Genomic DNA, 13,387 nt, shown 5'->3' with positions numbered 1-13,387 from the left:
AAACGAAAAACAGGACAAGGTTAAAACGTAATAACAAGCATAAAAATAAATATGAAAACGGCAAACCAACAAACTGTTTACGGTTAACAAAAGGATGATTAAATAGTAAGATTACCAAAAATAAGTGCCAACAATAGTATTGCTTATGGTTAATGAATGGAGCGGTCGCTTAATCTGAGTTGCTAGAAAGTATTTACGTTAATTTAAATAGTAAGTAAGAGTAAGTAAGTTTTTTAAAGGAGGTAGACCATGAAACGTCTTGTGGTATGTTGTGATGGAACATGGCAAGAGTTATCAAGTACTTACCCAAGCAATGTGGTTAAGATTTCTCAGGCAGTTAAAGCATTGGGTAGTCACGGAGTTCTACAAATCGTATTCTACGATGAGGGAATTGGCACAGAAGACTCTCTGAAGAGCAAGCTTTTCGGTGGCGCTTTTGGCAGAGGGATTGATACCAATATCCAGGATGCTTATCGCTTTCTTTGCCTGAACTACATCCCTGGTGACGAAATCTACCTATTCGGTTTCAGCCGTGGGGCTTATACAGTGCGCAGTCTAGCTGGAATGATTTATAAATCAGGCTTGCTATCCCGCTCCGAGATCCGTAAAGCTCCGGAAGCCTACGAAATGTACCGCTCTCGGGATATCAAGCCCAATCACCAACAAATGGTAGAATTCCGCAAAAAATACGGAGAAAGTGTCCCCATTACCTTGCTTGGCTGCTGGGACACGGTTGGTTCCCTTGGTATCCCTAATTTATCCCCCTTTTTGTGGTTTGACAAAAGGTTTAACAAGAGGTACAGATTCCACGATACCTCTTTGAGTCCGATTATTGAGCATGGGTTGCACGCTGTATCCATTGATGAGCAGCGCAAAGTCTTTGACGTGACGCCAATGGACAAAAGCCACCTTTCCCAGACCCAGGTTGTTCGTGAAGTATGGTTTCCAGGGGTTCACGGCTCCGTCGGTGGTGGCTCCCAGGAGCAGAGCGGCTTGTCCGACGGCGCACTGCAGTGGATGATGGACTCAATCGGCAAGATCGGTCTTGGTCTTGAGTTTGACCCAAGGGCAATTCCTACTGGTATCAACCTTGATTATGATATTGATTTCAACAATGCTCTGGGTCTATTCAAGTTCACAGGGCGCAAGCTACGGGAGATTTCGGATAACTTTGATGACCTTCACCAGAGTGTAATAGAACGCTGGATGAAGCGGCCTGATTATCGACCGAGGAATCTGGCTGACAAGCACGGCCCCAGACTAAATCAACTATTACAACTTAAGCAACAGAAGTAAAATAATGATGTCAATTTTGGTTGACTAGTCAACAGCTAATAATTAGTAATTTGTTATTTGAATAAAATTGTGAAGTATGAAGTATGAAGTGTGAAGTGTGAAGTGTGACAACTAAAATTTTAGTTTTTAATTTTAGATTTATCAACAAAAACTTGTTTGGAAACGCGAATGAGTTTATAGGGACCAAGACTAGCTAAGGTAGTATATTGCTCAGGTTTTAGCTTGGCTTTCTTTAGCCTTTTATTCCTAGCTAACATCAAAACGGAGGGAGGTGAAGGCTGAGTCACTGCTATTTCTTTCATGTAATTTCGTGCTTTTTTACCTTTGCTCATGTAGGTGACGGGTTGCTGGGTGTAAAAAACCACACTGGGTTTTTTGAAACCAATCATAATCAATTCTTCTGACGATTGCTTTTCTTGAACAGCAATGGCAGATAATTGCCGTAGGGGTAATTGACGCACTTGATCCACTAACAAGAAAGTAGGGGTCAACACGAAAATAAGAAAGGCTAAAAATCCCACTAGGTTGACTATCCATAGCCCAAACAACCAACGTCGCCAGAGCAACAGTGCTGCTACAATAGCAGTTATACTCCAAATAATACCTCCCCTCACCATTAAGCCGGATTCTTGCAACTGCTCCGGTAAGTCTGGTGCTGCTGGTCCACTACCGATATATTCGGGAGCAAAAAAAATGGCAGTGGCAAGGGCAATTAACAACAAGAGGTTAAATAGGCTACTGAGTAGCATGGATCGGGAAAGGGGCACACGGGCAGACCAGGAAAGGGTACTAGTATGGGTGAGTTGGTCACTCCACAATAAAGCCAAAAGAATGGCGGCAGCTGGAATTAGGGGTAGCACATAGCTGGGTAGTTTAGTGGCAGCAATGGTAAAAAAGCCGAAAATCCCTACAAACCAGAACAGAGCAAATAAACCCAAATGAGTAGAACGGGGTGAGTTACTCCACCGCACCCGCCGCCAAAATTTTAGTCGTGCGATCGCAAACGGCAAGTAGCTCGACCAAGGGGCAAAAGCTACTAGTACTACTGGAAAATAAAAATACCAAGGCCCAGCGTGGCGGTTAACGGTGCGAGTAAAGCGTTGAATATTGTGATATCCAAAAAACGAGTCGATATAGGCTTGCCCATTGGCTAGGGTTACTAATAGATACCAAGGTAGTGTCAGAGCCAAAATAATCACAATGCCTCTAAATAAGCACATTTCCTGCAATACTTCCCTGCCATTGCCCAGGTAAAGCAGAAAACCACCAATAATTAGTGTGGGTAGAACGATACCGACTGGTCCTTTGGTAAGGATAGCTAGAGCAATTAGCACATAACAGGCTAGGTACCAACGGCAAGGGTATTTGTGAGGGGGTGAGGGGCTTTTAGCAACAGTTTTTTCGCTGCTTCCGAGCTCCTGTGCTCCTGTGCTCCTCTGGTTTCGATGGGCATACCCTAGAAAAAAACTTAGTAATGCACCCCCTACACAGCCGCTGAGTAGCATATCTGAGACACCGGTTCTTGCCCAGATAATGGTTTGAAGATTCACTGCCATCAGGGTTGAACCAATCCAGGCACAGATCCACAACTGCCGCTGGGGATAGGAAGGGTTGATTTTGCTATCCCTGTGCTGACTAGAATCTACATCAGGGGTAAAGGCAGCAGGACGGGAAATTCCATAATATCGTAGGGTGTAAAAGCCTAATCCAGTTAATGCGATCGCACTCAAGGCTGACGGCAGTCTTACTGCCCATTCATTCACCCCAATCAACCGGTAACCAATTGCCATCAACCAGTAGATTAGGGGGGGTTTATCAAAGCGAGTCTCACCATTGAAATAAGGGGTAATCCAGTCACCTGTCACCGTCATCTGGCGAGCGGCCTCAGCAAACAAGGGTTCAGTTTCATCTACTAAACCGATGTTGCCCAAATTCCACAAAAAAGCTAGCCAGCTGATCAGGAGTAACCACAGAATAGAAAGTGTCCAGATGGTGGTGGGATGCTGTTGCCAAGATTGCCACCAATTTTTAAACCTATTAGCTAATGTAAACTTCATCAATGGGCTAGGGTGTGATTGAGGTCTAGCAGGCTATCATTATTCCAAAAACGGATAGCATGGTCTACACGTGTGTTATTCTTATTTCAACGAGTGTAGTAGATGCAGAATACCCGTCTTAATAATTTAGTTGATTTTTTATGGACGCGGCTGGGGCTATGGTTTGCTAATCCCTGGCGACGCCTGTCGATGGTCCTGATTAGCTTTCTGTTTGGCTTCTTGGTAGGACAAGCCCTGTGTACTACAGCAGGAACTGGCCAGGAATGGATACTATCTGGGATGTTGATTGTTTTTACAGAAGCAGTTAACCGGTTGATTTATAGCGGTAAATTTCCAAAAGGCCAATTAAATCAAACCGTTGACCGGGTTTCATGGTTGGCAGATGTAGTCAATGCTTTTAAAATTGGTCTGGTATACAGTATGTATTTAGAAGCCTTCAAGCTTGGCTCTTAAAATAGTAATCAGTTACTAATGAGTTAGTAATCACTGCTGAGTAATTACTGCTGAATCCTAACAAGGGAGACGTCTGATGCAACTACTGACCGAGAAACGATAAATGACAAGTGACACCAAGAGCGTTGGTCAAATTCTCGAGCAGTGGGTATCAGGAAAAACACCCAATCCCCTTGAATCTCAGCAACTCTTGGCTGAGGAACTGGCTGATCACCTAAAGGCAAAGGCGTTTGGCATCACAGAGGATAATGGTGAACAGGTAATCCAAGCGCGATCGCATTTGTTTGAGATAGTCTACCCAGATATTCTCCGTCTACCGTATTTTGAAACTACTCCTGAAACACAGCAAAAGACTCTCTTATGCCTCTGGAACCTCTGGCTTCCTTTAGCCATGGAGTTGGTATCCTGTCGTAAACAGCTGGGACGTCCTTTGATTCAGGGCATATTAGGAGGGCAGGGCACCGGGAAAACCACTCTAGCGGCAGTCTTAAGTGTGATTCTCCACAAATTAGGCGATGGACTTCGTCCCGCTTTCAGCGAACGCACTCTCAGCCTGTCTATCGATGACCTCTACAAAACCTACAAGGAGCGACAACAGCTTCAAGAACAAGACCGCAGGCTGATCTGGCGTGGTCCCCCTGGAACTCATGATGTTGAGCTGGGTTTACAGCTATTAGACCAATTACGATCCCCTTCCCCTACGCCACAAATCCTCGTGCCTCGGTTTGATAAATCAGCTTTTGGGGGGGCTGGAGACCGAATCACTCCAGAGGTGGTCGAAAGTATTGATATTGTATTGTTTGAAGGGTGGTTTGTTGGGGTTCGACCCATTGAGCCAGAAGCGTTTGATGGCTCTGTTCCAGAACCGATTCATACCTTGGAAGACCGAGAGTTTGCTCGGGATATGAATCAGCAACTGAGGCTTTATGTACCCCTGTGGGAACGATTAGACCGATTGATGGTACTCTACCCTACTGACTACCGCCTCAGTCAGCAATGGCGACTACAGGCAGAGAAACAGATGATTGCTCAGGGTAAGTCAGGGATGGAAGATTCACAAATTAGAGATTTTGTCAACTATTTTTGGAAAGCTCTCCATCCAGAATTATTTATTACACCCCTGACTCGAAACCCAAATCTAGTAGACTTGGTGGTTGAAATTAATCCTGACCACACACCTGGTGTGATTTATTCACCAGGGGATGCTGATTAGGATAAAATCAACGTAAGCATATGCGCGTAGCGCACGCTGCTTGAGGTGCTATCAGCCCTTAGGCGTCAGCTAATCAACGGGAGGTAGTAAACAAGCACCGGGATTGCTGGTACGGCTGGTTGAAAATCCCTGCTCGTTTGACTGATCTGACCCCATGCACTTCTCGTGCCAGAGTAATATAGAGGCAATAGTCAACATCGCTTGATAATTGATGGCATATTTCTCATAACGAGTTGCGATTCGTCGATTTTGCTTGAGGCGATTAATAAGTCGTTCGACTCGATTTCGTTCTCGTTTGCAGACCCCGATTGAAGCGTTCTCGTTTTTTCTCATTGCTTTTCGGGGGGAATAATAGGGGTTGCTCCCTGAAAACGCAGTTTTTCTCTAATTGCTTGACTACTGTAAGCTTTATCACCTAAAAAGTAGCGAAATCGACTTTTTGGTCTTCGAAGTCCAATTCCTTTGACTTTTCCTCCAGTCAGTAAGTCATCAAAAGCAATGGTGTCATGACTACAAGCTGATGTTAGGACAAAAACCATTGGTTTTCCAAACCCTTCAGCTCGCTTTGTGGACTTTTGTAGAGAAACCTCCAAGTGCTACGCCGCTTAGCTTGGTTTTGTTGCCCTCTTTTGCGACCGCCGCATGTTGATGTGCTCTGACTACGGTACTGTCGGCAAAATGGACTTCCCAATCAATCAGCCCAACGGCTACAGCTTTTTGTTGAAGACCTGCCCAAATTTGATCCCAAATACCAGGTTTTCGCCATCGGTAGAACCGACTGGAGACTGTACTGTGAATTCCGTAATCCGGAGGTAAATCTCTCCAGGGTGCGCCTGTTCTCAAGATCGGTGATAATCCCATTAATGATGGAACGATTGTCATGTGCTGGTTTTCCAGTCCGGAGACGAAACCTTAGATAGGGTCGCCTTTATGGGCGACAGGCTATGGGTAAAAGGGTTAAAACTTATTGATTAAGGCGACCCTATCTTACGGTAACTTCGTTCCCAAGCTTTTTGAGGTGGTAATAAGGGCGCTTTGCTTTTCCCACTGTTCGTCGGTTAACTCGCCTCTGTTAGCAATCTCCATTCGTTTTTGTGCTACTTCCGTGCGTCTTTTTACCAAAAATTTTGGGTAATCGCGCCCCGTCCTTATAGGAGACGCGCGCCTCAGAGTTAAGAAGCATTTATTGGGAGCAGGCTATGAGCAAAAGGGTTAAAACTTATTAATTAAGGCTTCTTAACTCTTACGGTAACTTCTAGAGACGGCTTTCTTTTTAAGTGAAAACTTGACAGTTTTCGCACTGCGTGTTATTAAAAATCTCAACAAGAAACCAAAAACTAGATAAATACTATCTAATGATAAGTAGACAACGTAAAAAATATGTATCAGATACATATTGCGTAATTTGGTAAGCACGACTTAAGCGATGCAGAGGTGCGACCCGTGGCGAATTTAATTACGGGTCAAGCGCACCATTACGGTCTTGGGGAGGCAGCGCGGTCTTGGGGGTCTCCCCGGAGACGAAACCTGATTACGTTGAGCCTTTATGGTTGGTAGGTTATGCAAAAAAGGGTTAAAACTTATTGATTAAGGCGAGCCTGTCTTACGGTAACTTCAAACCATGAGCGACTGCCGTGGTTTCCCCCACTCGCGCTTTGCATCAAGACAACGTCTATGAAAAAAAATTAGATAAAAAAAGTATCTATCTATATGTAAAAAAAAGGTAAGGTACGGTGGGGCATACTGGAACCTGGATCGTTGATCCGTTCGCGTAGCGTCGGCTTGGCCGTAGGCCACGCCAAAGGCGAACGCCGATACCCTTGCGGAGAATCGACCTCTACTCTTCCTGACTCCGGCAAGGTTCACGCAAGTTGGCTCTATGAAACAAGAATCCCCGTCCATAAGCGGGCGGGGAGTGTCAATTAGCATACAACAGTTTGCAGACACGCCCTAGATATAAAGCCAGCTTGGGCTATATTTGGGCTTGATTTTGGCTAAAGTACCATTAGTTGAAATCATGTTTTTTCTGACTGCTATAGATAAAAATAAATCTTTTAACTGTTGATCTAAGAAAGATTTATGGTCAAGTTGAGCAAAACGTTTGCTTAGGGTCGGGCTTTGCCCAAATTCCCTTCCTTATGCTCGCGTTCGCTTTTAGCGGCTCCAAAGGAGCATCGCAAATCTCTCTAACCTAAATTATTGGGTTTGCAGACACGCCCTAGAGAAATACAGCGGTTTGCACTTCAATTAGGTACAAATTTATGGGTTTTTAGGGAGCAGGGACTTCGGAGCAGGGACTTCGGAGCAGGGACTTCGGAAGAGGAAAGAAGGAGAAAATCCTGTGTACTTGATAGTTAAGCTGTTGCGCATTTAAACTGTGATAACAGCATTGCCTTTGTTTTTTATTTTTCGTACCCATTTTATAATTAACCCTCCTTCATTTAAAAGATGATTTAACAAACATTCTAATTCTTCAATTGATTTGAAAACTCGATTGGCAATATATTCTTTTGCTGAATGCCAAACCAATTCAATTAAGTTATAATCAGGACTATACTCGGGAAGATAAAATACGTTCTCTAATATTTCCATTTTCTTCTATTTTTAAGGCTTTTTGAAGTATTGTTTTTTGCTGTCAGATAATTTTTTGCTGGCATATTTCCTATTATTGGGTTATTTATTAATTTTTATTATACCAATTTAAATGCCGAACAGCTTATCAGCTGATACCTTACCTCGAACTATTAAATTCTCCCTAAAGAGGTTTATTTTCAGCTGACCGCTGACCGCTGACCGCTGTTCGCGTAGCGTGCGCGTAGCGGATATGCTTACCCTAATTGACCTTTGTTTCTCACCAAATTCACAGCAAAATAAAGCGGATTCATCAACCCCTTAACTACAGCCTTGAACCCATAAATCACACGACCTCTTAGACCAGCTTTGATAACGTGATTATTGAATGGAATCACTGGTAACTTCCTAATTAGCTCTTGAGCCAAAGCTTTCTTTTGGCCTGGTCCTTGTAAACGAAACTGGGTACCTTGGGTCGGACCATATACGATGGTAAACCAGAGCCGAGGATTTAAGAAAAAGTATTTCCACAAGGGCGGTTTGCACCCAATTAAATCAGCTAGCTCGTCGATGTATATATGATAATCAAGCAAGCTTCGGATCCGAGCGGCATTATGTTCAAACTGTTCTAAATATTTGGCTTTATCGATAGATGCCACCTGCTCCATTTCCTCAGAAGCCGGAAGAGTTCGTTTACCAGTGCAAATCAAGGCAAAAAATCTGGCTTGCATTTCCGTAATAGGAAACTGACTGCCAATGGCAGGACGTGCCCAACCAATCCAAGCGATTTTATCCCGATACAAGGCATGAAAGATATGTTTGTAAAGACTCCGGGGGTCAGTTGTTCTCAAGTGCTCAGGCAGGAAAGACACATAGTTTTTGTAGCCGGTACAAAATACTACCGCATCCACGTTTTCAAGGGTTTCCCCATCAGCCGCGATCAATGTCCTGCCACCATCTTTTACCTTCACTATTTCGCCGACCACTTGACAGCCATGATAGACAATTGCCTTGGGTAAGGATATATTTTTAGTTCCGTATGTACCCCAGACCCCTTTTTTAGCCTTAACCTTCTGATTTAGCTCAAATATAGTATCATGAACTGGATCGTTTTTGCTCAACTCTAATCGGAAGATAAGTTTGCTCAAAGCATCTCCATAGTCCCTTGGTAGACCGTATACACCACGATGGCTAGCAGTATCGGCAGCATAGTCACCTCTCTTCCTGGGTATTATCCACCCAGCTGAATTGCGAAGGCTGACCCAGCACTTGTTGGCGACACGAGATATTTCTAGGGCGATGTCTGAAGCTGACTCACCTCCCCCAACCACTAATACTGTTTTGCCCACAAAGTTATCAGCATTACGATAGTCCTTGGAATGGGAAAACTCCACCTCAGTTAATAAATCTTTCCACTCTGGATAATTTGAGATACTGTTGTTACCAATTGCCAACGCTACCCGTTTTGAGTGCAAAATCTCTCCAGAGGCTAGTTGAATTTGCCACCCTTGATTGTCTTGGGGAGTGAGTGCTACAACTTTCGATTTGAAACGAATTTTATCTAAAATACCAAAATGTTTGGCATAGCTTTTCCAATAGTCAACTGCTTCGTTCTTTGTCCAGAATTTGTGCTGATTGCCATCACCTATCCAGAAGTCCGAAAACATACTAAATGCGCAAGATGTAGTCAGCACTAAACTGTCGTAGGCATTGGCATAAACCCCGCCCAAATCCTCTGCTTGCTCTAAACATATTACCTCGCCTACACCTTGTTCTAGTAATTCTTTGGTAGTAACTATACCAGCTGGCCCTGCTCCAATCACTATGCAATCTAACATACTATTTAACTTCCGATGTCGGGAGTAAGCACAAAAACAAATGAATCCGCGAGTATAGATTCAGCAACAGCAGGATTAATCCCCAAGGGTTGCAAGCAAGTTAGTTGGTCTAATACATTGAGCATACTATACCCCTGAAGCTGAAACCCTTGCTCATTTACGAATTGTCTAACCTGATCGAAATTGTCAAAGATAGTATCTGTGTCTGAGGTGGCTGTCATTCCTCTGACTGTCTGGCTCAATTTTTGCCAAGCTGGGCTATTTCGCCGTACCCTACTCAAATATTCTTTTGTAATTAAATCAGGGGTTATCCACACACCACCATAAACCTGAAGCAACTCCCGGACATTAGCAAACAACCGCTGTTTTTGATTAAATGTCAGGTACAGCAGTAGTCCCTCGGATATTACAGTAATGGGCGTTCGGGAATCTAGATAACCTACATCGATAGGTAATTGGCTGGGTTGACTAGTGGCATCAATCCCAACAAAGTGCAAGTTTGAGCGTCCGCCAATTAGCTGTTTCACCAGTTGCTGTTTGCGCGTTATCATCCCTGGCAAATCACTCTCGATAAAAGTTGTAGAAGGGTTACCAGACATTACCATGCCCCGTGGCATCAAGCCGGAGGCTAGTTCAAGGATTTGAGTTTTTTGAAATTGAGCCATCACTTGATTGATAGCTTTATACCGACCTTCAAATAAAACGGCTACTTCAAACGATTTATCAGACTGTTGTTTTTGTAACTGCTCCACGAAAGCTTGAGCATTAACCAATTGTGCTAATTCTTGCCCATAAGGAATGTCGGTAAACTGTCTGGCATAAGCCACTAGTAACGCTGTGGGACTGATATTGTCGAAGGAACTAGTTGGCACCTGCATCATTAGCAATTGGGAATTGGGAATTTAGGGAGTAGGGAAAAGGGGAAGCAAGTTTCCCCTTTAACACTGGGCGCTTACTTAGCAACATTTCTGTGACAGGAATATTGTAAGGTTCTATGTAAGCATTCAGCCGTCAGCTATCAGCTAATGCGCTACGCGCACGCTACTTGAGGTGCTAATGCGCTACAGATGGTGCTACTTGAGGTGCTAGCAGGCGCTTTAACTGCACAGGGTCGGATCAGAGGAGCAGGGGTTTTCAACCAGCCGTACCAGCACCGTCTTGTTTACTACCTCCCGTTGATTTGCTGACGGCTGACAGCTGATAGCTGTTGGCGTAGCCTGCGCGTAGCGCATATGCTTACCGTTCTATCTACCCTTGACCAAAGACAAAATTACCAGGTGCTTCGGGATCTTCACTACGGAAGAATTCATCGATCAGCTCGATATGTTTTTCTTTAGAAATGGAGTCATCATCCTTTAAATTAAGCCGTTTGAATACCTCGTTAGCCAAATTTTCATCACGTCCGGCGCTTCGATACCATTGTCTGTATTCCTCCAAATCCAGTTGCTCATCCCCATTAGTATCAAATAAGCTAAAGACGAAACCGGCGATGCCCTTTATTTCTGCTTCATAAGCGTCTTGGTCATTAAGGATATTCTCGATATATACCAACCATTCCTCTAAAGATATCCTATTGTCACGATTGGTGTCTGCAAACTTTTGCATACTATCCCAACGAGACATTAACTTCGATTGAAAGGAATTGTAGTTGGGTGAGCCTGGCTCCCAGCTGCGAAGCTGAGAGTAGCTTTCTAGGAAGCGCTCAAAATCCGCTTGCTCAATGAAACCGTTATTGTCGGCGTCATACATTTCAAACAATCTTGGGAATTTCTGCTTCTGCAATTCAGTTAACATAATTATTTTCTCCAGGGAGTAATAAATTCAAGTTTACACTATGTTTACCGTAGGATAACTAGTGGGACACAATTAATACACCGTTGGTTACAGCAACAGCTGATGGTCAGGGTAAAAACAGCGTCAGCTGATAGCTGAATGGTTACAAAACAGCTAATCTAGCCTTGGTGATAAATTCATAAAAAAGACTATTTGTCAAGGGTTTGTTAATAAATTTTAATCAAAGCCCCAAAATCTTGCTGTGATTGGTATTTGGGAATTTGCCTTTCTATACCAGAGGTAAAATTAACGTTTGATCGTTGTGTGTATAAGTTGGCGATATGCTCTGCTGCGCTGTATGCGATCGCTAACTAGATAACGCTGTTGCTAAAATCATAAAATTCTCAAACGTTATAATTAGCAAACCATTAGAGATTTTCTGATGATTTGTCACTAGATTGGTGATAAATTACCGACAAAATGAACTTGTCACCAATCTAGAAAAATCAGTGGCGTAGGGTGCGTTAGGGATGAGCTCACCCTAATTTTATTGGTAGCCAGTGTTGATACAGTCCATCCCGTAACGCACCACCGGGTCAAACTGGTACGGCTGAAGGCTGACGGCTGTTCGCGTAGCGTGCGCGTAGCGCATAAGCTGATAGCTGAATACTTACAAAGTACCTCACCCAATTAACAACTGCTACATCTCAAGTTTTACAATAATAATCCCTAGTTCCTTTAGCATCCAGAGAGTCTCCCAGGCGATTCAAAGCATGAACATAAGCAGCTGTGCGCATGGAAACCGCTAGTTCCTGAGAAAGTGACCAAATTGTTTCAGTTTCTTCCACCATTTTCTCCTTGAGACGTTGATGGACTTCATCGAGCTTCCAATAGTGTCCACTCCGGTTTTGTAACCATTCAAAATAGCTAACCGTGACACCTCCAGCATTAACCAAAATGTCAGGAAAAACATAGATGCCTTTTTCTTCCAAACGATTGTCAGCTGTAGAGGTTACTGGTCCATTCGCTACTTCAAAGATATAATTTGCTCTGATATTATCAACGTTTTCTTCGGTAATTTGATTTTCCAAGGCAGCGGGAATCAAGACATCTACATCTAAGGCTAAAAGGTCTTGATTAGTAATGACTTCATGCTCAACAATATTGCAAACGCTACCTCGACAGTAAACAGCTTTAATGCCTTGACTGGATGTTTTGTATTGGCGAATACTGGGAATATCTAACCCTTTTTTGGCATAAATACCCCCTTGAGAATCACTGACAGCCACAACTTTATAGCCTGCTTTAGCTAACAGTTGCGCTATCACAGCACCAGCATTACCAAATCCTTGCACGGCTACGGTGGTATTTTGAGGCAGCTGGTCAAATTTGGGCAAAATCGATTCCATCACAAAAAACGCGCCAGTAGCGGTAGCGGTATCGCGACCAACACTTCCTCCCAGTGCCAAGGGTTTACCTGTGACGACCCCTGGACTGATTTGACGGCGAATGACGCTGTATTGATCCATCATCCAACCCATAATCATGGAATTGGTGTAAACGTCGGGAGCGAGAATATCAATATCAGGCCCAATGAAATCTGCGATCGCATCGATGTAACCACGACTTAACCGTTCCAACTCCAGCTTCGATAAGGCTTTAGGATTTAGAGTAATTCCTCCTTTGCCACCGCCGAAGGGCAAATTTAAGGTGGCACATTTAAAGGTCATCCAAAAGGCTAAGGATTGGACTTCATCTAAACAAACATTGGGATGATAGCGCACTCCCCCTTTTGCTGGTCCCCTGGTGGTGTCATAGCGAACCCGATAGCCCTGAAACATCTGTAAGGAGCCATCATCCATGCGGACTGGGATAGAAACGCTCAAACTAGATTTGGGATATTTTAAGCGTGCGATCGCATCCTCGGAAATTGACACATATTTCAATGATTTCTGCAATCGTTTACTGGCATCAGCAAATAATGACTCAGACATGGCCTTATTTCTCCAGCTAACAATATTTACCATTTACCCAGTCCTGGTTATTTCAGGACTTACGCAAAGCCCCCGTTGGTCCCCCAATTATGGGGGACTTTGACATCATTCCCCCCCAATTTTGGGGGGTTAGGGGGGCAAAACCAACTCAACTTCGTAAGTCCTATATTTAATTTAATCACAAAAAAACTG

General features: G+C 43.7%; 12 protein-coding genes and 1 pseudogene. 3 read left to right on the top strand and 10 right to left on the bottom strand.

Features of this window, described 5'->3' with window-relative positions; translation table 11 throughout:
- The first annotated feature begins 249 nt into the window (after nucleotides 1-249).
- The gene (locus tag F6K64_RS12990) at nucleotides 250-1,296 is read left to right on the top strand and encodes a T6SS phospholipase effector Tle1-like catalytic domain-containing protein (protein WP_008182343.1); all 1,047 of its coding nucleotides are present in this window, start codon (nucleotides 250-252) and stop codon (nucleotides 1,294-1,296) included.
- A 119-nt stretch (nucleotides 1,297-1,415) separates the two neighbouring features.
- Here F6K64_RS12990 and F6K64_RS12985 read toward each other — a convergent pair whose 3' ends face one another.
- Entirely contained in the window at nucleotides 1,416-3,353 is a 1,938-nt protein-coding gene (locus F6K64_RS12985) for an ArnT family glycosyltransferase (protein WP_287249724.1), read from the bottom strand.
- A gap of 102 nt (nucleotides 3,354-3,455) precedes the next feature.
- Between F6K64_RS12985 and F6K64_RS12980 the strand changes: the two genes are divergently transcribed.
- Together F6K64_RS12980 and F6K64_RS12975 are read left to right on the top strand one after the other, a co-directional pair.
- Nucleotides 3,456-3,806: a DUF565 domain-containing protein gene (locus tag F6K64_RS12980; RefSeq protein ID WP_008182338.1), complete on the top strand. Its 351-nt coding sequence runs from the start codon at nucleotides 3,456-3,458 to the stop codon at nucleotides 3,804-3,806.
- 103 nt (nucleotides 3,807-3,909) lie between these two features.
- Complete coding sequence (locus tag F6K64_RS12975) at nucleotides 3,910-5,019, top strand: hypothetical protein (RefSeq protein ID WP_008182336.1); 1,110 nt, start codon at nucleotides 3,910-3,912, stop codon at nucleotides 5,017-5,019.
- A 69-nt stretch (nucleotides 5,020-5,088) separates the two neighbouring features.
- Here F6K64_RS12975 and F6K64_RS12970 read toward each other — a convergent pair whose 3' ends face one another.
- The 9 genes and pseudogenes from F6K64_RS12970 to F6K64_RS12930 all read right to left on the bottom strand — a co-directional run bounded on the left by F6K64_RS12970 (nucleotide 5,089) and on the right by F6K64_RS12930 (nucleotide 13,195).
- Nucleotides 5,089-5,352, bottom strand: coding sequence for a transposase (locus F6K64_RS12970; protein WP_008182334.1), 264 nt, complete (start codon nucleotides 5,350-5,352; stop codon nucleotides 5,089-5,091).
- Nucleotides 5,349-5,558 carry a transposase gene (locus F6K64_RS12965; RefSeq protein ID WP_008182333.1) on the bottom strand — a complete coding sequence of 70 codons (210 nt, stop codon included), beginning with the start codon at nucleotides 5,556-5,558 and terminating at the stop codon, nucleotides 5,349-5,351. Before F6K64_RS12965 ends, F6K64_RS12970 begins: the two co-directional genes overlap by 4 nt.
- A 16-nt stretch (nucleotides 5,559-5,574) precedes the next feature.
- Nucleotides 5,575-5,880: an IS5/IS1182 family transposase gene (locus tag F6K64_RS12960; protein WP_008182331.1), complete on the bottom strand. Its 306-nt coding sequence runs from the start codon at nucleotides 5,878-5,880 to the stop codon at nucleotides 5,575-5,577.
- Between the two features lie 1,509 nt (nucleotides 5,881-7,389).
- Nucleotides 7,390-7,584 (bottom strand): annotated as a pseudogene (locus tag F6K64_RS12955) (transposase); the annotation flags it as partial.
- Between the two features lie 263 nt (nucleotides 7,585-7,847).
- The gene (locus F6K64_RS12950) at nucleotides 7,848-9,428 is read right to left on the bottom strand and encodes a flavin-containing monooxygenase (RefSeq protein WP_008184789.1); all 1,581 of its coding nucleotides are present in this window, start codon (nucleotides 9,426-9,428) and stop codon (nucleotides 7,848-7,850) included.
- Between the two features lie 5 nt (nucleotides 9,429-9,433).
- Nucleotides 9,434-10,309, bottom strand: a complete 876-nt coding sequence (locus tag F6K64_RS12945) for a class I SAM-dependent methyltransferase (RefSeq protein ID WP_008184791.1) — start codon at nucleotides 10,307-10,309, stop codon at nucleotides 9,434-9,436.
- Nucleotides 10,310-10,525: 216 nt separating this feature from the next.
- Nucleotides 10,526-10,660 carry a hypothetical protein gene (locus F6K64_RS12940; RefSeq protein ID WP_267875741.1) on the bottom strand — a complete coding sequence of 45 codons (135 nt, stop codon included), beginning with the start codon at nucleotides 10,658-10,660 and terminating at the stop codon, nucleotides 10,526-10,528.
- 16 nt (nucleotides 10,661-10,676) lie between these two features.
- Nucleotides 10,677-11,222 carry an EF-hand domain-containing protein gene (locus F6K64_RS12935; protein ID WP_008184793.1) on the bottom strand — a complete coding sequence of 182 codons (546 nt, stop codon included), beginning with the start codon at nucleotides 11,220-11,222 and terminating at the stop codon, nucleotides 10,677-10,679.
- Nucleotides 11,223-11,908: 686 nt separating this feature from the next.
- On the bottom strand, nucleotides 11,909-13,195 hold the full coding sequence (locus tag F6K64_RS12930; protein ID WP_044493319.1) for a Glu/Leu/Phe/Val family dehydrogenase: 1,287 nt from the start codon (nucleotides 13,193-13,195) through the stop codon (nucleotides 11,909-11,911).
- Nucleotides 13,196-13,387 lie beyond the last annotated feature (192 nt).

Origin of the sequence: Moorena sp. SIO3A2, from assembly GCF_010672265.1 — a bacterium.
Classification (GTDB): domain Bacteria; phylum Cyanobacteriota; class Cyanobacteriia; order Cyanobacteriales; family Coleofasciculaceae; genus Moorena; species Moorena producens.
The sequence above is the reverse complement of the archived record's forward strand: the minus strand, read 5'-3'. Positions and strand labels throughout refer to the sequence as shown.